Below are 16575 nucleotides of genomic sequence, written 5' to 3'. Positions count from 1 at the left end.
CATGTCGGGGCTGGTTGTGCGCTTGCGCGAAGCAGAATTGTCGGTCGGATGCACATGTATTCGGGTTGGATGCAGCCTCGTTGGAGGTTCACCGTTGCATCCTGGCGTCGAACCTAACCGAAAAAGTGACTATAATGCGTGGTTTTTGCACCGGCTGATGGCCTGCGGGCTGCTTTGGCCGTTTATGGTTTCACTCAAGAGGTTTTAACACCATGCCACACGGAACGACCATCACTCAGTTTATCAGCGAAGAGCAGCGCCGTGCGCCAGGCGCGACCGGCGACTTCACCGCCTTGCTGAACGACATTGTGACAGCGTGCAAGATGATCTCCAATCAGGTCAATCATGGCGCGCTGGTGGGCGCCCTGGGGAGCGCCGGTAGCGAGAATGTGCAGGGCGAGACGCAGAAAAAGCTCGATGTGCTGTCGAATGATATTTTTCTGCAGTGCAATGCCTGGGCTGGCCATCTGGGCGCCATGGCGTCTGAGGAAATGGATGACATCTACCATATTCCGGATGAGTATCCGCGCGGCAAGTATCTGCTCACCTTCGATCCGCTCGACGGCTCGTCGAATATCGACGTGAATGTCTCGGTCGGGACCATTTTCTCCATCCTCAAGTGCCCGGGCGGCGCAGAGAAACCCACGGTGCGAGATTTTCTGCAAGCTGGCACCCAACAGGTGGCGGCGGGTTATGCACTTTATGGTCCCTCAACCATGATGGTGCTGACCTCCGGGAAGGGTGTGAACGGCTTTACCCTGGATCAGAACATCGGCGAGTTTATTCTGACCCATCCGAACATGACCATTCCGGCCGATACCCGGGAGTTTGCCATTAATGCCTCCAACATGCGCTTCTGGGACGCGCCGGTGAAGCGCTATGTCGATGAGTGCCTGGCTGGCAAGGAGGGGCCGCGCGGTGAGGACTTCAATATGCGCTGGATCGCTTCCATGGTGGCCGAGGTGCATCGGATTCTGACTCGAGGAGGGGTGTTCATGTATCCGATGGACGCGAAAATTCGCTCCAAAGGGCAGGGCGGCAAGCTGCGCCTGATGTATGAAGCCAATCCCATGTCCTTTATTGTCGAGCAGGCCGGCGGCGGTTCCGTCATCGGGCAGGAGCGCATCATGGAACTGCAGCCGGAAGACCTGCACCAGCGGGTGCCGGTCATTCTTGGCTCGCGCAACGAGGTCGAGCGCATTCGTCAGTACCACGAGGAAGCCACCAGCTAACCTCTAGAGCAAGTCTCGCCATGGGTCAGGAGGGTCGGCATCGCCGGCGCTCGGACCGGGCCAAGGCGCTCCACCATTAAGATGAATAGCCCGGACCAGCTCGCGCCGCCGCAGTCGGCGAGCGAGCGCATGGCCTATCTATCCATTGGCTCGAATATCGACCCCTTGGGCAATGTCAGACGCAGTCTTGCGCTGTTGCGCGCGCTCCCTGGGGTGGCCATGGTCGCGGTCTCGAGCCTCTACCGCACCAGCCCCTGGGGCGGCGTGACCGAGGCGGAATTCCTCAATCTGGCGGTGGCGCTGCAAACCGATCTTTCCGCGCGGAGGTTGCTAACACGCACCCAGCGGATTGAACTTGCGCTCGGGCGCAAGCGCTCCCGTCGCAACGCCGCGCGCACCATGGATATCGATCTGCTGCTGATCGGCGCCGAACAGCACCGAGACGCGGACCTGTGCGTGCCCCACCCCGGTCTGCTCGAGCGCGACTTTATGTTGTTGCCACTCGTTGAAATTGCGCCTGAGTTGCGCGACCCAAGGACGGGCGAGCGCTTGGCTGATCAGTGCGGGCGAATTCGCTACCAGCAGATTATCGAACGCTTGCCTATGGCGCAGGTGTTGGATGAAACAGGGCTGCCGTGACCTATGGCGATTGCGCTGAACAAGCCCGTTTTTTTAGTTCATTCTGGGGTCATTGCGGGTTCATTGTGCGGGTTGAATCCGCATCGGAATCCAGCGGCTGATCAAGCGTTCGAGGGTGCCGTCGTTTCGCCATTGGGCGATGGCGGTGTTCACGCGAGCAAGCAGATGAACGTCCTTCTCGCGCACAGTCCAGACTAGATGCTCGCTGATCAGCGGGTCGAGCAGAGCCGCAAGTTCGGACTCCTCTGGGTCTGCGAGCAGATTCCAGGCGCGCAGGGCATCGAGCACCAGCAAGGCGATCTGCCCGCGTTTGAGAGCAACCAATGCCTGCCAGGCATTGGGGAAGGGGATACGCTCGGCTTGGGGCATGAGCTGGTGGACCGCGCGCGCCGCTGTGGTGCCGCGCTCGAAACCGACCTTGCCGCGGGTCGATAGCACGTCGATCTGGCGCGTATAGCGCACCAGATCTGCCTGTCGCACCAGCGCGAGCTGCCCGGTTTGCAGTACTGGCTCGCTGGGTAACAGACGCAGGGCACGCAACTCCTCATTGGGGAGGGTGCTCAGCATCAAGTCGATGCGGCCTCCCTTGAGTGCAGGAATCAGGTCGCGCTCTGGTAGCTGCCTCAGTCGAAGCTCCATGCCCAGTTGCTCGCCGAGCAGGCTGGAGAGGTCAACGGCGAGTCCGTTGAGAACGCCATGCTCGACGGTGGCCAGCGGCAGTGTGGACTCGCGGGCAAGGCCGATATGCAACTCGAGATCGCTACCCGCCATTGCGACGGGGCCGCCAAGACTCAGGGCGAGACCCAGGCAGACCCTGGGGCAAAAACAGGGCTGAAGGCTGGGCCAAAAGACGGCAAGTATCTCACGCAAAGTCAATCGCCCGGCAGAATGGGCGTGGTGGCGCCGCGCTCGGGGTCGGGGTTGGCGCTGAACCAGGCCAGCTTATCCCGCAGCTTGACGACCTGCCCCACAATGACGAGCGTTGGTGGTTCCGGCGGGTCTTGCTCGACCTTGGCCAGAATGTCGGTCAGCGTGCCAACATAAACCTTCTGCATGTGGGTTGTTCCCTGCTGAACCAGCGCGATAGGCATGTCGCGCGGCACACCGTGCTCCATCAGTTTGGCCACAATCACCGGTAAGCCAACCAGCCCCATATAAAACACAAGGGTCTGGTGGGGCTGGGCCAGTTGTGGCCAGTTGAGGTCAATGCTGCCATCTTTCAGGTGGCCGGTGACAAAGGTCACGGACTGCGCGTAGTCTCGATGTGTCAGCGGAATGCCGCCGTAGCAGGCGCAGCCCGATGCCGCCGTGATGCCGGGTACCACCTGGAAAGGTATCCCTTCTGCGGCCAGAGTGTCGATTTCCTCGCCGCCGCGACCAAAAATAAAGGGATCACCACCCTTGAGACGCAGCACCCGATGTCCTTCTTTGGCCAGGCTGGCGAGCAGGGCGTTGATTTCCTCTTGGCGCATGGCGTGATGGTTGCGCTCTTTGCCCACATAGATGTGGCGGGCGTCGCGGCGCACCATGGCTAAAATGGGTTTGGCGACCAGCCGGTCATAGACCACGACATCCGCCTGCTGGAGCAAGCGCAGGGCGCGGAAGGTGAGCAGGTCCGGGTCGCCGGGACCGGCGCCAACCAGATAGACCTCGCCCTTGCCCGAGTCGGTGATGCCGATGGCAAGCTCGCGCTCCATGGTTTGATCGGCTTCTTCAAGGTGGCCCGAGAAGACGCGCTCGGCCACCCCCCCCTGAAGAACGCGATCCCAGAACCGGCGCCGGTCGCGTTGATCATTAAACCGGGCTTTGACCCGGTCGCGATAGCGCGCGCATAGCTCGGCGAGGCGCCCATAGCCGGCGGGCACCAGAGACTCCAGCCGCGCACGAATCATGCGCGCCAGAACCGGGGAGGCACTGCCGGTGGAGACTGCGACCACCACTGGCGAGCGGTCGATGATGGCTGGCATGAGGAAATTGCAGTCTTCAGGCTGATCGGCCACATTGACCAGCAGTTTGCGCGCCTTGGCCTGCCCGGCGATGGTGCGATTTAGCGTGCGGTTATCGGTGGCGGCAATGACCAGAGATGCCTGGTCAAGGTCCTCATCGACAAATGCGCGTAAGCTGAGGGTGATTTTGCTCGCGTCGGCGAGCGTCTGAATCTCGTCAATGACCTCTGGGGCAATCACCTGCGCGCTAGCACCCGACGCCAGCAGATGGTTGAGCTTGCGCAATGCAACGCGACCCCCGCCGACGACCAGGCAGGGGCGGTTCTTGACCTCGAGAAAAATCGGTAATTGTTCCATTTAAATACTGATGACAGCGAATAAGACAGCCTGACTGACGCGAGCGCATCGCCCTTTCGGCACTGGGATCAGGCCGACTTAGAACTGCTCGCGGCTGATAACACTTGAGCCGCAGCGGCTAGGGTCCAACAATATACTGAAGATTTCAGCCTCACGGGTAGGAGAAACAGTGGTTCGAGAAATAGATTCGGATTCTCTCAAATTGCGTCTGGGTGCGTTCGACAACCTCCAACTGGTCGATATTCGCACGCCAGAGGAAGTGGCTCAGGGTGTGATTCCGCAGGCGACCCATGTGCCCATGCACCTGCTGCCCCTGCGCCAGACCGAGCTGCCGCGCGACCGGGATTTGGTGATCTACTGCCGCAGCGGGGCGCGTTCCTATCATGCCTGCCAGTTTCTGATGCAGCAGGGGTTTGACAACGTCATCAACCTGCGCGGGGGCATCATCGATTGGGCGCGGCAGGGGTTCGGGATTGGAGTGCTCGAAAAGGCTGGCTAATTGCAGGTTCCATGCCGTGAAACAGCAGCTTTCATCAGCCGGGCCCCTGACCCTTGCCCGGCCTAACACAGAAAACTCAGTTGCTGCAGCTATAACGCATTGAACAAGCAGCAGGTATCTCTGATATGGGGGCGGGCGGCTAGTCCTTACGGCTTGCGTTTTGCGCTGGCTTCGCCTATAAATCAGAATCTTTGCGTTTTGTTAACTGCTGAAATGCTTTCCGGGGCATGCCTTGGAGGCGAACACAAATCTGGAGGTTGACGATGGCCGATTTTGATCAAGAACTGGATGCAAGCGGACTCAATTGCCCTTTGCCGATTCTGCGCGCGAAAAAGACCCTTTCCAGCATGGAATCGGGTCAGGTACTCCATATCATTGCCACCGATCCAGGCTCGGTCAAGGATTTCGACGCCTTCGCCAAGCAGACTGGCAACGAGCTGATGGAGTCGCGTGAAGAAGATGGCAAGTTCCTGTTCCTAATAAAGAAATCCTGATAACAGTGATCCGGGTAACAGGCCGGTCTGAATTTGGCTGGCCGAACAAACCACGGGAACCGACTGACACCCGCTGAGAGGAACCGATGGAAGAAAAGAAATTAGCGATTATCGCAACCAAGGGCTCGCTCGACTGGGCTTATCCGCCTTTTATCCTGGCGTCCACAGCGGCCGCACTGGGCTATGAGGTGCAGGTGTTTTTCACCTTCTACGGCCTACAGCTTCTCAAGAAGAAACTGTCGCTTGAGGTCACGCCACTTGGGAATCCGGGCATGCCCATGCCTATGGGTATGGACAAATGGTTCCCGATTCTCGGCATGGCCCTGCCAGGCATGCAGACCATGATGACGGCCATGATGAAAAAGAAGATGAAGGATAAGGGCGTGGCGAGCGTCGAAGAGCTGCGCGAGCTGTGCCAGGAAGCCGACGTTCAGCTCATTGCCTGCCAGATGACGGTGGATCTGTTTGACATGGATCGCAAGGATTTCATCGACGGCGTTGAATATGCCGGCGCGGCGGCTTTCTTTGAATTCGCTGGCGAGAGCGACATCTGTCTCTATATCTAAGCCGCTCTTTACATGCCACTGGCCAGTTGTGGCCAGTTGTGGCAAGTTGTCGGAAAAATGCCGCGGGGCTTGTGCCGCGGCGTTTTTTTTCCTGACATTGCGCGTTGGTGTGGGGCGACGCAGACTCGCCTGACCGTCACCATGATTTACATGGGTTCATTCTCCGGGTGGCCGGTACCATGATGCCGGTACTATGAGCTTGAAAATGTCTTTGTCAGGTCACTGCGCTGATGTTGGGAACTGAAATTGGTAACGCGCGCGAGCGTCGTTTGATCAAGCGCTTTCGGGCGCTTGATACCGCAGATCGCGAGACCTTGAGCGCCTTTGCGGAGTTTTTGCTTGAGCGGCGAGCGCGGGTCGAGTCCCTGCCGGACGGTGGGCAACCCCAAGCAAAGGGCAATGGCAAATCCTTGTCGCAGGTGCGCGAGCCGCGACCGGCGCAAGAGAGTGTCATCGCCGCGATGAAGCGGCTGCGGCGCGGTTATCCCAAGCTTGACGCTAGCGATCTGCTCAACGAGGCATCCTTGCTGATGTCGGAGCACATGCTTCAGGGGCGCCCGGCCGCTGAGGTGATCGATGAACTCGAAGCGCTCTTTGAACGCCACGAGAGCGCTCGCCATGCGCATGAGAGCTCCTGAGGTATTCGCCCCCAATGCTGGCTGTCAGCAACGGATTCCACCAGCGCCTTTGCGGTATGCGCCGGGCGCGCATGAGCCGAGTGGATGGGTTAGAATCCTCGTCCGAATTGCGAATTTGCGCAGCCCGCCCGAGCGCGGCTGCTTAGTGCAGTAGCTTCCTCTATAATGTTTGAACTAATCACCGGCCTGTTGCTGTTTTTGGGAACGCATTCCACAGCCATAGTGCGTCCTGCCTGGCGGGCTCGGGCGATTGATCGCCTGGGCGTGGCAGTATGGAAAATTGGCTACGCGCTGCTGTCGCTGCTCGGCCTGTGGTTGATCATCCAGGGTTATGGCGATGCGCGGGCCAGCCTCGATCCGACAATCCTTTACCAGCCGCCCACTTGGCTGCGGCATTTGGTGTTGCTGCTGATGTTGCCGGTGTTTCCGCTGCTGTTGGCCGCCTATCTGCCTGGACGCATTCAGCAGGCCACCAAGCATCCGATGCTGGCTGGGGTCAAAATCTGGGCCTTCGCGCATCTACTGGCTAATGGATCTCTGGCCGATGTGCTGCTCTTTGGCAGTTTTTTGGCATGGGCTGTCGCTGATCGAATATCGCTGAAACGCCGTGGCCTTGGTTCCGAGTCCGTGCCGGGTGCTTCGGCCGGACAATGGAACGACTGGATCGTCCTGATCGCTGGCGTGCTGGTTTATTTGCTGTTCCTGTTCTGGGCGCATCAGTGGTTGTTTGGCCGAGCGCCTTTAGGGTAGGAGTGAATCCAGCCTGGTGCGTGATTGCATGCATCTGGCGAACGGTGTTTGCTTTATCGTGAAATGCAGTTTCCTTTGCCGGGGTGGTCGTCGGGACCATGAGCCTTAGCCCCGGTAACCTATTTTGACGACATCAATTTCTTGCCACTGTGCACTAATGTGCATCACTGTGAAACGGAACAACAGGAGATATGAATGAGCAAGTCCGTGGATGCAGATCAGCATAACCAAAAGTCCGGCGGCATCTTTGCCACGCTCGGGACTGGTCAGGTCGTAACTGTCGGTGCTGTTCTTGCGCTGATATTCGTTTCCATCTTCGTGCTTGGCGATCCCTACGGCTCGCACAAGAGTGCCGCTCATCATCATGCGGGGGAAACCATCGACGAGCGTCTCAGCCCAATCGGGCAGGTCGCGGTCGCCCAGGAAGTGCCGGCCGATGCGCCGGCACCTGGGGCGGATGCCAAGGGCACCTCTGGCAATCAGCCCAAGGCGGATCAGTCTGCCGGGGAGATTTCCGCAACAGCTGCCAGTGCCGCGAAACCCGCAGCTACCAGCGCGCCAAAACCCGCAGCTACCAGCGCGCCAAAACCCGCAGCCACCAGTGCCGCGAAACCCGCATCCACCAGTGCCGCGAAACCCGCATCCACCAGCGCGCCAAAACCCGCCGCTGCTGCGCCGGCGTCGCAAGCAGGCTCCCCAGGGACACCTCATCCAGCAAGTGCGCCGGCACCCGACCCCGCCAAGCCTTTTGCGCCCCGGCCCAGTCAGTCCGCGAGTAAGCCAGCACCAAAACCCGCGCCGCCAGCTGCACCTCCGGCAGCTGCGTACAAGCCAGCGCTTGCGCCAGCAACGCCAGTTCCAGCAAAGCCAGCACCAGCAAAGCCGGAACCAGCAGCGGGGTCTGCGCAACCAGCTTCGGGCGATGCGGCAGAATCTCAGACTGCGCCTGTGCCACCCAAGGCTGCTCCGGCGCGCCCGGTTAAGCCTTTCGCGCCTCAACCAATGCCGCGGCGGCCAGTCATGCCGAGCTGGATGCAGCAAAATGGGCCCCTGCCTCCGCAGCAATATCATCCATATCGCTAGCGCCGTTGCTAACAAGCACCTGTAACAAACAGGAGCGGGTGGCCCCGCAGTGGGGCCTCCTGCGCTGCCTGATGATTGCCGAATCACATGAATTCATCCTCCTAGGCGGCCGGGACCATTAGCCTTAGTTCGCCTCAGGTGCCGGTCAGGTCGGTGGTGGGTGCGGCCACCTCTGCTGCGTCATACTTGTAGTGCTTGATTTTGCGCCGGATGTTGCGCTGGATGATCAGGCCGAGCATGCTCCATTCGAGTCCATCAAGGGCGATGTCGGGAAAATCCGGGTTTAAGGCAATTAGCCATTGCCGGCCCTTTTCGTCGCGCCGGTATTGACGCAGCCAGCGTATCCCTTCAACCTCGGCGAAGATGTACATGCCATCGGCCACCTTGTTGACGGGGTCGATAATAACCACGCAGCGGTCGGGGAATTCTGGTTCCATGTCCGGCCCCAGAACTTGCAGGGCGAAAGGCTCCTGCAATGCGCAGCCGCCATTGTCCAGTGCCAAGCCCATCTCCGAGCGGGCTGTCGGTGTCTGTTCGTTCATCGTTGTCTCAGTCTGTTTTGCGTCGCCTTGGTGACCGTTCGGACATGGGATCGCTGCCGCCAAGACTCAATCACCCATGGTGAATCCGGGAAGAATCTTCGCCACCGAGCGCGTTCACAATGATCGCCGCGACTGGCGGAATCTGCGCGAAATGTTGCCCTATCTGTGGGAGTTTCGCGGGCGCGCCTTGCTCGCGCTGACGGCCTTGGTGCTGGCCAAGTTCGCCAATGTTGGCGTGCCCATGGTGTTCAAAGAAATTGTGGACGCCTTTGAGGGGCGGCAGGCGCAATTGCTGGTGCTGCCTGTCAGTCTGCTGCTGCTCTATGGCGCGCTGAAGCTTTCGAGCTCGTTGTTTAACGAACTGCGCGATGTCGTTTTCGCACGGGTGCGTTTCCGTGCCATGCGCCGACTCTCAACCCGGGTTCTTGAGCATCTGCACCGCCTGTCGTTGCGCTATCACCTTGAGCGGCAGAGCGGTGCTATCAGTCGGGACCTTGAGCGGGGCACCCGTTCGGTCTCGACCATTCTCAATTACATGGTCTTTAGCGTCATCCCGGTGCTGGTGGAGTTCTCCCTGGTTGCCGCCGTGCTGCTGACCAAGTACGCGCTGGTGTTCACCTTGGTCACCTTTTCCACCGTGCTGGTCTATGTTGGCTTCACCTTTGCGATCACCGAGTGGCGCATGGATTATCGCCATCAGATGAACCGGCTGGATTCTCACGCAAACACCCAGGCGTTCGACAGCCTGCTGAACTATGAGACGGTAAAGTACTTCGGCAACGAGTCTATGGAGTTGGAGCGCTACGACGGCACTCTGTCGCAGTGGGAAGACTATGCTGTAAAGAGCCAGAGTTCCATGTCGCTGTTGAACTTCGGTCAGGGCAGCATTATTGCGCTTGGAGTGACGGGCATTATGTTCTTTGCCGCCCAGGGCGTGGTGGCTGGGCGCATGAGCATCGGCGATCTGGTGCTGGTCAATGCGCTCATGTTGCAGCTGTTTATTCCGCTGGGTTTTCTTGGCATTGTTTATCGGCAGATCAAATACGCACTGGCTGATATGGACCTGGTGGTCAAGCTGCTCGCGCGGGTGCCTGAGGTGCAGGATGCCCCCACAGCCCGACCGCTTTGCCTCAATGCCGGCGGCGTGCGCTTTGAGCAAGTCAGCTTTGATTATCAGCCGGAGCGGCCCATTTTACGCTCGGTGGACTTTGCTATCGCCCCGGGCGAGAAGGTCGCCGTGGTCGGTCATAGCGGGGCCGGCAAGTCGACCCTTGCGCGACTATTGTTTCGTTTCTACGATGTGACTGACGGTCGTATCCTGGTCGATGGTCAGGACATTCGTGAAGTGACCCAGCAGAGTCTGCGCGCAGCTATTGGTATCGTGCCCCAGGATACGGTGCTCTTCAATGACAGCATTCTCTACAATCTGAGCTATGGGCGCCCGGATGCTACCAGCGAGGAAATTGAGCGCGCGGCAGAACTGGCGCATATCCGCGACTTCATCGAAAGCTTGCCAAATGCTTGGGAAACGATTGTTGGTGAGCGTGGGCTCAAGCTCTCTGGTGGCGAGAAGCAACGAGTTGCCATTGCACGCACAATACTCAAGCGCCCGCGCATTCTGGTGTTCGACGAGGCGACTTCCTCGCTTGATAGCCGCACCGAACAGGCCATTCAGCAAACCCTGGCCGAGGTGGCCGAAAACCACAGCACCCTGGTTATCGCCCATCGCCTTTCGACCATTGTCGACGCCGACCGCATTCTGGTCATGGATAGCGGGGGCATTATTGAGCAGGGGCATCATCGCGACCTGCTCGCCGCCGGCGGCACTTATGCCACCATGTGGGAGTTGCAACTGCGCGAGCGCGAACAGCAGACAACTGAGGAGCCGGTGCCGCAACCCGGTTGAGTGATAGCTGCAACAAATGTGTTTTCGGTTTTGGGCCGGGTAGCGGTCACGGGGTTCTCGGCGGCATGGATGCCTGGAAGCCCCCATGGAAGGGTTTACGGCGTCCCCCTGACCGCTGCCCGGTCCGAAACAAGCTGAAAGTTATAATGACTCGCTTTTACGGATATCACCAATGGCGCGCATCAAGGTCGAATTTCCCAATCAGCAAGGCGAGCGTCTGGCCGGCTTGCTCGAGACGCCGCCATCTGATACTGGTACCTTGAGCTATGCGTTGTTCGCGCACTGCTTTACCTGCGGAAAGGATATTGCAGCAGCCAGTCGCATCAGCCGTGCCTTGGCCGCGCGCGGCATTGCAGTGCTGAGGTTTGATTTTACCGGGCTTGGCAATAGCGATGGGGATTTCGCCAATACGAGCTTTTCCTCTAATGTGGCTGATCTGCTGGCAGCCGCCGACATGTTGGCGCGTGAGTTTGCGTCGCCGAGGTTGCTGATTGGCCATAGCCTTGGCGGAGCGGCCGCCCTGGTGGCCGCGCACCAATTACCCCAGGTCGAAGCCCTGGTGACAATCGCCGCGCCAGCCACCGCGACCCATGTGCGCCACCTGTTCAGCGGTGCGGAGCAGGAGTTGAACATCCAAGGCGAGGCGCAAGTGCGTATCGCCAACCGGCGTTTTCGCATCAAAAAGCAATTTCTTGAGGATCTCGACCAGCATGCGACGGCGGAGCATATCGCGCGACTGCGCCGGCCGCTGCTGCTCTTTCATTCGCCTTTCGATGAGGTAGTGGATATCTCGGAAGCCTTTAGCATCTATCAGGCGGCAAAGCATCCCAAGAGCTTCATCTCGCTTGACCGTGCCGATCATCTGCTGACTGACCCAGCCGATGCCCTCTATGTGGCTGATACCATGGTTGCCTGGGCTAGACGTTATCTTGGTTGTGGCTGAGGGCTAAGGCAAAAAAAACCGGGTGTTGAACCAACGGCTCTTACCCGGTAGTAGGGTCGGGAAACTGTCAGGTCTAGGGGGCGACCGCTTATGGCCCTGGTCACACCGCAGAGTGAAGCCGATGTTTAAAGTAAGCCCCGTCAAACAATCAGAATCATCGGACGATTGATCGGAAGTTTTGGGAGGTGATGTCCATGGCGGCCATCCGTGGCTGCCAAATCCCCCAGCAAGCTGTTGTTTTCCGCTCTTTGTCCAGTCTTTAACTAGTCGCACAGTGTGAATGATAGCCTATTGCATTCTGTTAGGCTGTGAGCTGGTTTGCATTTCATGCGGCGAAGAAAATGGCTATCGTTGGTGGTGTGCCCGGAGCTTGATTTTCCGCCACGAACAGGACAAGGTAGCCAAAGCCTGCCGTGAGGCGGTTGAGGCCATTTTAGGCGTTAAGAACGGTAATGACTGACTGATGTTACGTGAGGTAACGAAAACATGAAGGTGATGAACTTGAAAACGCGCTGGCTGGTCGCTCTGGCCGTCGCACTGGTCCTTGGCGGTTGTGTCAAGGTTGAGCAGACACTGACGCTGAAGAAAGACGGTTCCGGCACGCTCGACATGCGCTATGGCATGTCCGAGCAGACCATCGCGCAAATGGACGCCATGCAAACAATGGCCGAGAGCATGGGGCAGGAAGCAGAGGACGCCGGTTCCGAGAACCCGTTCGATTTCGACGAGGCCGAAGTTCGCGAGCAGTTCGAGGCTGAAGCGCCCGAGGGTGTTGAGCTGGTCAGCCTGAACTCGGAAAGCATCGATGGCTGGAAATACATGAACCTCAAACTGACCTTCGATGACCTCGCGGCACTGAGAGAAACCGAATTCTTCTCAGACGGCGCGATGAGTCTGACCAAGAACGCCGATGGGAACTATGTGCTGGTGCAGTCCACCGGTGCCGAGGATGCCATGCCGCCGACGCCATCCGGCGGCAGCGAGGTTGCCGAGGCTGCCATGTTGCAGCAGATGGCAGGCATGTTTGCCGGCATGCGCATTGTCACGACCGTGGTCGCGCCTTCCGAGGTGATTGAGTCCAACGCCACTGAGACCGACGGGCGCAAAGCCTCCTGGGTGTTCGATGTCGATGAAGACCCAACAGTGCTCTCGAAGCTGCAGAATATGAGTTTGCGTATGGTCTTCAAAGGCAAAGGCGTCGATATCGCGGAATTCGGCTCGGCTGAGGCCGAGCCAGAGGCGGCTAAGGAGTAATCGCACTCGCGCCGCGAAGATAGGCGAAAGATTGAGCGGGCCCGGAAGCCGCGGCCCGCTCTTTTAACGACCCGCAGCTTAACCGCGCGCCTGCTCCAATGCCGCGATACGGCGTTCAAGTGGCGGATGGCTTGCGAATGCCGCCTTGAAGCCATCGGCTATCTTGCCCGAAACACCAAAGGCTGCGAACTCGCCAGCCGCCAGATCCTGGGGTTCATGCACCCGCTGCAAGGCGCGTAGTGCGTTGATCATATTCTGCCGTCCAGCCAGATTGGCGCCGCCGGCGTCGGCGCGGAACTCACGGTAGCGCGAGAACCACATGACGATCATGCTGGCGAGAACGGATAGGCAGATCTCGGCGATGATGGTCACCACAAAGTAGCCGATGCCATAACCGCGCTCGTTTTTTAGAATGACCCGGTCGACAAAATGACCGATCACCCGGGCCAGGAAGATCACAAAAGTGTTTACCACACCCTGGATCAGCGTCAGTGTGACCATGTCCCCATTAGCGACATGGCTGATCTCATGGCCGACCACGGCCTCCACCTCATCCTTGGTCATGCGTTCCAGTAGTCCTGTGCTTACGGCGACTAGCGCGTTATTGCGATTCCATCCGGTTGCGAAGGCATTCGGGGCTGGCTGATCAAAAATACCCACCTCGGGCATGCCGATGCCGGCGCGTTGCGCTTGCTGGCGGACCAGTTCCACCAACCAGCGCTCGAAAGGCGTGGCAGGTTGCGCGATGATTCGCACGCCCATTGAGCGCTTTGCCATCCATTTCGACATTGCCAGTGATATTAGCGAGCCACTAAAGCCGAAAAGGGCCGCCACCACCAGGAGCGCGCCCGGGTCAAGGCCGCCGGTTTCGGTTTGAATATTGCCCAGCCCAAACAGACTGAAAACAATACTCAGCACCACCAGGACGGCCAGGTTGGTGCCAAGGAATAGCAAAACTCTCATCATGTTCATGGACTCCAAGAAGTTGCGTGACATTTCCACTCGCTCAACATGGGATTCAAGTAGTCAGTCGACAAGTCCCGGTCGGAATCTTGCGAGTAGGTGCGGATGGGTAAAAATGTCTAGACAGAGTCCTGCTTGCGGTATATAGTAGCGGGCTTCCGTTCGGGGCCATAGCTCAGCTGGGAGAGCGCAACACTGGCAGTGTTGAGGTCGGCGGTTCGATCCCGCCTGGCTCCACCAACAAAAGCTCGGGCCCAACAAAAGCTCAGACCCAACAAAAGCTCAGACCCAACAAAAGCTCAGACCCAACAAAAGCTCAGACCCAACAAAAGCTCAGACCCAACAAAAGCTCAGACCCAACAAAAGCTCAGACCCAACAAAAGCTCAGACCCAACAAAAGCTCAGACCCAACAAAAGCTCAGACCCAACAAAAGCTCAGACCCAACAAAAGCTCAGACCCAACAAAAGCTCAGACCCAACAAAAGCTCAGACCCAACAAAAGCTCAGACCCAACAAAAGCTCAGACCCAACAAAAGCTCAGACCCAACAAAAGCTCAGACCCAACAAAAGCTCAGACCCAACAAAAGCTCAGACCCAACAAAAGCTCAGACCCAACAAAAGCTCAGACATAGAGCCAACAAGCTTTCGATTGTGGGCCTTCACTTGCAGGCCCTAGAAAAAAACGCTTCTAAGTCCCCATCGTCTAGAGGCCTAGGACACCGCCCTTTCACGGCGGCAACCGGGGTTCGAATCCCCGTGGGGACGCCAATAAGAACAACGGGTTAGCTGAGAAATCGGCTAGCCCGTTTTTCGGTGGGTGAAATTCGGGGGAAAATCGGCGCGTATTTTTTGCGCTCGCCACCGCGAACACTAGGCCGGCAGTTTGAAAAATTCTTATTCAGTCTCGTTGCCGGCCTTTCGGCTCCGCGATGGTCGCTGCGGCATCGTCAGAGATTCTGCCGGAACGAAGCGGGGCAAACGTTTCATCGCTTCCTGATGACGCAATGGCGAATGCTCGTTTTCCAGGATTTCCTGCCACAAGCCCTTCTTATTTTGCGGTGCTGCCACTTTGGCAGTCGTGGACTCGACAGATTTCAGCCCTCTCGGCTGGTGAAACACTGGCGGGCTGTGCCGGTGGTAAGCGAGATGATAGCTCCGTTCGGAGTGACGGTTTCTTGGGCTTATTGTCTTCTGGCATTAGTTAACCGACAGGGGTTTTCCGGCGACTAACCCCTTTTTACCAGCATCGGCAGAATGGAAAAGTAGACCGACTAGGGTGGGCGGAGAAGCGACCACCCTATGTCCCGGTGGGCTGATGCGATTGTCGCTTTGGCGGGTAAGGTGATGTGCAATTTTTGCGTATCGGTCGCAGGGGGATAAGTCTCGCTAACCAGTCCAACTGGGCAGGGATGGCGAGGGAAATAAATATTGAGCCGCTAGCGCTGCTCAAGATCGGCGCTAGAGAGTGCGCGATCCTGGCCGTTGGCGCAAAGGCGCATGTCGGAAATCTTGGCTTGCTTGAGCAGGTTTCTCGCCTGCTTGCGGCTCACATCAAAGATTTCGAAATGGCAGTCATCGCCAGAAGGCGTCGGGGAGTGCTTTACGCAGTGGCTCTCAGGAAGCCCGGCAATTGGTACGGGCCAAAAAATGGGTGGTTCGCCGGAGATCCTTTGGTCGTAGTAGGTTCTGATGTGATTGCATACTTGACCACTCTTCGCTTCGGCGCACTCTCGGTCAACGACGGAAATGCCTCCATTGGATGATGGCTTGAAGGCCAGGCTTTTGAACTCCTGTCGCTGCGGGTCGTAGTGATCTTGGTGGATGAGTCTGACAACCTCCACTGCTCCCTCCAGAGTCGCCTTATGTGTTCTTTTGCTGCGTGCATGTCGATGGTCTGATCTAGGACTTCCTTGCCGTCTTTTTCAAAAAGAAAATGAATCCGGCCATCGGCCTCAACGGTGAACTCTTGGTATAACCGACCGCGACGATGGTACAGCGTGACCATAATCTCCCCGTCGACGCCAGGAAAGGCATCCGTCCCTTCGATGCCGTAATTGATCGCGAGATCAATAAGTTGATCTGCATTCGATAAGGTTTTTTGCACAAAAGGAATGCCTTCACCGAAGTGCCAGCCCGAGGGGTAAGTAAGGAAGCGCTGTAGCTTCTTCTTTGCCTTGAGCTGATCAGCGGTGCCTAAGCGCGGAGTAGCTTGCTCAATCATTCGGTGTCGTCCTGCATGAGTGGCTCGGCAATTTCCTCTGTTGTCATGATGCTATTGCCTGTTTTTTCCTCTAACGTGGCCAGAAGGCTGCTGAGCGATTGGGCGAGTGTTTTCGCTACGGTGTAAGAAATATTCAGAACGGCAGCTGGTTGGCCGTTGCGGTCGATGGCGAGGATCATGTCACCAACACCAATGGACGCAGTGAATCCATTGAAATAAATCTCAGGCACGTTCGCTTCAAGCGCGGCCTCAAGTCGCTGGTTCCGATCTGTCGGGCGTCCTAAATTTTCGTCGGTCATGGCAAATGAATCGGTTTCGCTTTTAGTCTCTTGGTCGCAGTTTAAGGCAACTTCCGGAAAATAGCATGCCATTGATGCATCGCGTGACTAATCAGACCTGCACCAGTTATCAGGAAGTACTGTCAACTTATTTCCGGGGAGTTGCCTAACGACCGTTTCTAGCATCATGATCGAACACCCCCTGAGTGTTGTTGTCTGTTATCATCGGGGCGTGAGCGGTGCTTGAGATGTCCCATGGTCGGA

Annotated in this window: 18 protein-coding genes and 2 tRNA genes; 12 read left to right on the top strand and 8 right to left on the bottom strand. The window is 57.9% G+C overall.

What is annotated here, in order from left to right; all coding sequences use genetic code 11:
- Positions 1-212 precede the first annotated feature (212 nt).
- On the top strand, positions 213-1232 hold the full coding sequence (locus Thiofri_RS18305) for a class 1 fructose-bisphosphatase (RefSeq protein WP_009147440.1): 1020 nt from the start codon (positions 213-215) through the stop codon (positions 1230-1232).
- An 81-nt stretch (positions 1233-1313) separates the two neighbouring features.
- The gene (gene folK, locus Thiofri_RS18300) at positions 1314-1871 is read left to right on the top strand and encodes a 2-amino-4-hydroxy-6-hydroxymethyldihydropteridine diphosphokinase (RefSeq protein WP_009147441.1); all 558 of its coding nucleotides are present in this window, start codon (positions 1314-1316) and stop codon (positions 1869-1871) included.
- A gap of 60 nt (positions 1872-1931) precedes the next feature.
- On the opposite strand, the gene Thiofri_RS18295 is transcribed toward folK, so the two are convergent.
- Together Thiofri_RS18295 and cysG are read right to left on the bottom strand one after the other, a co-directional pair.
- Positions 1932-2642 carry a substrate-binding periplasmic protein gene (locus Thiofri_RS18295; protein ID WP_009147442.1) on the bottom strand — a complete coding sequence of 237 codons (711 nt, stop codon included), beginning with the start codon at positions 2640-2642 and terminating at the stop codon, positions 1932-1934.
- A 101-nt stretch (positions 2643-2743) separates the two neighbouring features.
- A complete protein-coding gene (cysG, locus tag Thiofri_RS18290; protein ID WP_009147443.1) occupies positions 2744-4174 on the bottom strand; it encodes a siroheme synthase CysG in 1431 nt (476 codons plus the stop codon).
- A gap of 169 nt (positions 4175-4343) precedes the next feature.
- Here cysG and Thiofri_RS18285 point away from each other — a divergent pair, with 169 nt between their 5' ends.
- From Thiofri_RS18285 to Thiofri_RS18265, 5 genes are all read left to right on the top strand, one after another.
- On the top strand, positions 4344-4673 hold the full coding sequence (locus Thiofri_RS18285) for a rhodanese-like domain-containing protein (protein ID WP_009147444.1): 330 nt from the start codon (positions 4344-4346) through the stop codon (positions 4671-4673).
- 263 nt (positions 4674-4936) lie between these two features.
- Complete coding sequence (locus Thiofri_RS18280) at positions 4937-5167, top strand: sulfurtransferase TusA family protein (RefSeq protein ID WP_009147445.1); 231 nt, start codon at positions 4937-4939, stop codon at positions 5165-5167.
- A gap of 86 nt (positions 5168-5253) precedes the next feature.
- On the top strand, positions 5254-5733 hold the full coding sequence (gene dsrE2 / locus Thiofri_RS18275; RefSeq protein WP_009147446.1) for a sulfur carrier protein DsrE2: 480 nt from the start codon (positions 5254-5256) through the stop codon (positions 5731-5733).
- 230 nt (positions 5734-5963) lie between these two features.
- Positions 5964-6371, top strand: coding sequence for a hypothetical protein (locus Thiofri_RS18270; protein ID WP_009147447.1), 408 nt, complete (start codon positions 5964-5966; stop codon positions 6369-6371).
- Between the two features lie 165 nt (positions 6372-6536).
- Positions 6537-7121 carry an NnrU family protein gene (locus tag Thiofri_RS18265; RefSeq protein WP_009147448.1) on the top strand — a complete coding sequence of 195 codons (585 nt, stop codon included), beginning with the start codon at positions 6537-6539 and terminating at the stop codon, positions 7119-7121.
- A 105-nt stretch (positions 7122-7226) separates the two neighbouring features.
- Here Thiofri_RS18265 and Thiofri_RS18260 read toward each other — a convergent pair whose 3' ends face one another.
- The 3 genes from Thiofri_RS18260 to Thiofri_RS18250 form a co-directional block, all read right to left on the bottom strand.
- The gene (locus Thiofri_RS18260; RefSeq protein WP_040854661.1) at positions 7227-7487 is read right to left on the bottom strand and encodes a hypothetical protein; all 261 of its coding nucleotides are present in this window, start codon (positions 7485-7487) and stop codon (positions 7227-7229) included.
- Between the two features lie 205 nt (positions 7488-7692).
- The gene (locus tag Thiofri_RS18255; RefSeq protein WP_040854664.1) at positions 7693-8076 is read right to left on the bottom strand and encodes a hypothetical protein; all 384 of its coding nucleotides are present in this window, start codon (positions 8074-8076) and stop codon (positions 7693-7695) included.
- Between the two features lie 262 nt (positions 8077-8338).
- On the bottom strand, positions 8339-8746 hold the full coding sequence (locus Thiofri_RS18250; protein ID WP_009147450.1) for a S24 family peptidase: 408 nt from the start codon (positions 8744-8746) through the stop codon (positions 8339-8341).
- 76 nt (positions 8747-8822) lie between these two features.
- Here Thiofri_RS18250 and Thiofri_RS18245 point away from each other — a divergent pair, with 76 nt between their 5' ends.
- The 3 genes from Thiofri_RS18245 to Thiofri_RS18235 all read left to right on the top strand — a co-directional run bounded on the left by Thiofri_RS18245 (position 8823) and on the right by Thiofri_RS18235 (position 12849).
- Positions 8823-10652 (top strand): ABCB family ABC transporter ATP-binding protein/permease, encoded by a 1830-nt coding sequence (locus Thiofri_RS18245; protein WP_009147451.1) that lies wholly within the window; start codon positions 8823-8825, stop codon positions 10650-10652.
- Positions 10653-10824: 172 nt separating this feature from the next.
- On the top strand, positions 10825-11595 hold the full coding sequence (locus Thiofri_RS18240) for an alpha/beta hydrolase family protein (protein WP_009147452.1): 771 nt from the start codon (positions 10825-10827) through the stop codon (positions 11593-11595).
- A gap of 486 nt (positions 11596-12081) precedes the next feature.
- Positions 12082-12849 (top strand): hypothetical protein, encoded by a 768-nt coding sequence (locus Thiofri_RS18235; RefSeq protein WP_009147454.1) that lies wholly within the window; start codon positions 12082-12084, stop codon positions 12847-12849.
- Positions 12850-12927: 78 nt separating this feature from the next.
- Here Thiofri_RS18235 and htpX read toward each other — a convergent pair whose 3' ends face one another.
- Complete coding sequence (gene htpX / locus Thiofri_RS18230; RefSeq protein ID WP_040855227.1) at positions 12928-13815, bottom strand: protease HtpX; 888 nt, start codon at positions 13813-13815, stop codon at positions 12928-12930.
- Between the two features lie 161 nt (positions 13816-13976).
- Here htpX and Thiofri_RS18225 point away from each other — a divergent pair.
- Both Thiofri_RS18225 and Thiofri_RS18220 read left to right on the top strand, forming a co-directional pair.
- Positions 13977-14052: transfer RNA gene (locus Thiofri_RS18225), tRNA-Ala, on the top strand.
- A 452-nt stretch (positions 14053-14504) separates the two neighbouring features.
- Positions 14505-14580: transfer RNA gene (locus Thiofri_RS18220), tRNA-Glu, on the top strand.
- An 832-nt stretch (positions 14581-15412) separates the two neighbouring features.
- On the opposite strand, the gene Thiofri_RS18215 is transcribed toward Thiofri_RS18220, so the two are convergent.
- Positions 15413-16033 (bottom strand): hypothetical protein, encoded by a 621-nt coding sequence (locus tag Thiofri_RS18215; protein ID WP_009147457.1) that lies wholly within the window; start codon positions 16031-16033, stop codon positions 15413-15415.
- A complete protein-coding gene (locus tag Thiofri_RS18210) occupies positions 16030-16404 on the bottom strand; it encodes a hypothetical protein (protein WP_009147458.1) in 375 nt (124 codons plus the stop codon). Before Thiofri_RS18210 ends, Thiofri_RS18215 begins: the two co-directional genes overlap by 4 nt.
- Positions 16405-16575: the final 171 nt, after the last annotated feature.

It is taken from the genome of Thiorhodovibrio frisius (assembly GCF_033954835.1).
Taxonomy (GTDB): domain Bacteria; phylum Pseudomonadota; class Gammaproteobacteria; order Chromatiales; family Chromatiaceae; genus Thiorhodovibrio; species Thiorhodovibrio frisius.
This window is presented reverse-complemented; position numbering and strand designations above follow the sequence as displayed.

Bases quoted from the DNA above. Each gene is read 5' to 3' on its own strand.
- Thiofri_RS18250 (WP_009147450.1), bottom strand. From the start codon at position 8,746: ATGAACGAACAGACACCGACAGCCCGCTCGGAGATGGGCTTGGCACTG.
- dsrE2 (WP_009147446.1), top strand. From the start codon at position 5,254: ATGGAAGAAAAGAAATTAGCGATTATCGCAACCAAGGGCTCGCTCGAC.
- folK (WP_009147441.1), top strand. From the start codon at position 1,314: ATGAATAGCCCGGACCAGCTCGCGCCGCCGCAGTCGGCGAGCGAGCGC.
- Thiofri_RS18295 (WP_009147442.1), bottom strand. From the start codon at position 2,642: ATGGCGGGTAGCGATCTCGAGTTGCATATCGGCCTTGCCCGCGAGTCC.
- Thiofri_RS18265 (WP_009147448.1), top strand. From the start codon at position 6,537: ATGTTTGAACTAATCACCGGCCTGTTGCTGTTTTTGGGAACGCATTCC.
- Thiofri_RS18280 (WP_009147445.1), top strand. From the start codon at position 4,937: ATGGCCGATTTTGATCAAGAACTGGATGCAAGCGGACTCAATTGCCCT.
- htpX (WP_040855227.1), bottom strand. From the start codon at position 13,815: ATGATGAGAGTTTTGCTATTCCTTGGCACCAACCTGGCCGTCCTGGTG.
- Thiofri_RS18245 (WP_009147451.1), top strand. From the start codon at position 8,823: ATGGTGAATCCGGGAAGAATCTTCGCCACCGAGCGCGTTCACAATGAT.
- Thiofri_RS18260 (WP_040854661.1), bottom strand. From the start codon at position 7,487: ATGATGATGAGCGGCACTCTTGTGCGAGCCGTAGGGATCGCCAAGCAC.
- Thiofri_RS18270 (WP_009147447.1), top strand. From the start codon at position 5,964: ATGTTGGGAACTGAAATTGGTAACGCGCGCGAGCGTCGTTTGATCAAG.
- Thiofri_RS18305 (WP_009147440.1), top strand. From the start codon at position 213: ATGCCACACGGAACGACCATCACTCAGTTTATCAGCGAAGAGCAGCGC.
- Thiofri_RS18240 (WP_009147452.1), top strand. From the start codon at position 10,825: ATGGCGCGCATCAAGGTCGAATTTCCCAATCAGCAAGGCGAGCGTCTG.
- cysG (WP_009147443.1), bottom strand. From the start codon at position 4,174: ATGGAACAATTACCGATTTTTCTCGAGGTCAAGAACCGCCCCTGCCTG.
- Thiofri_RS18235 (WP_009147454.1), top strand. From the start codon at position 12,082: ATGAAGGTGATGAACTTGAAAACGCGCTGGCTGGTCGCTCTGGCCGTC.
- Thiofri_RS18210 (WP_009147458.1), bottom strand. From the start codon at position 16,404: ATGGCATGCTATTTTCCGGAAGTTGCCTTAAACTGCGACCAAGAGACT.
- Thiofri_RS18215 (WP_009147457.1), bottom strand. From the start codon at position 16,033: ATGATTGAGCAAGCTACTCCGCGCTTAGGCACCGCTGATCAGCTCAAG.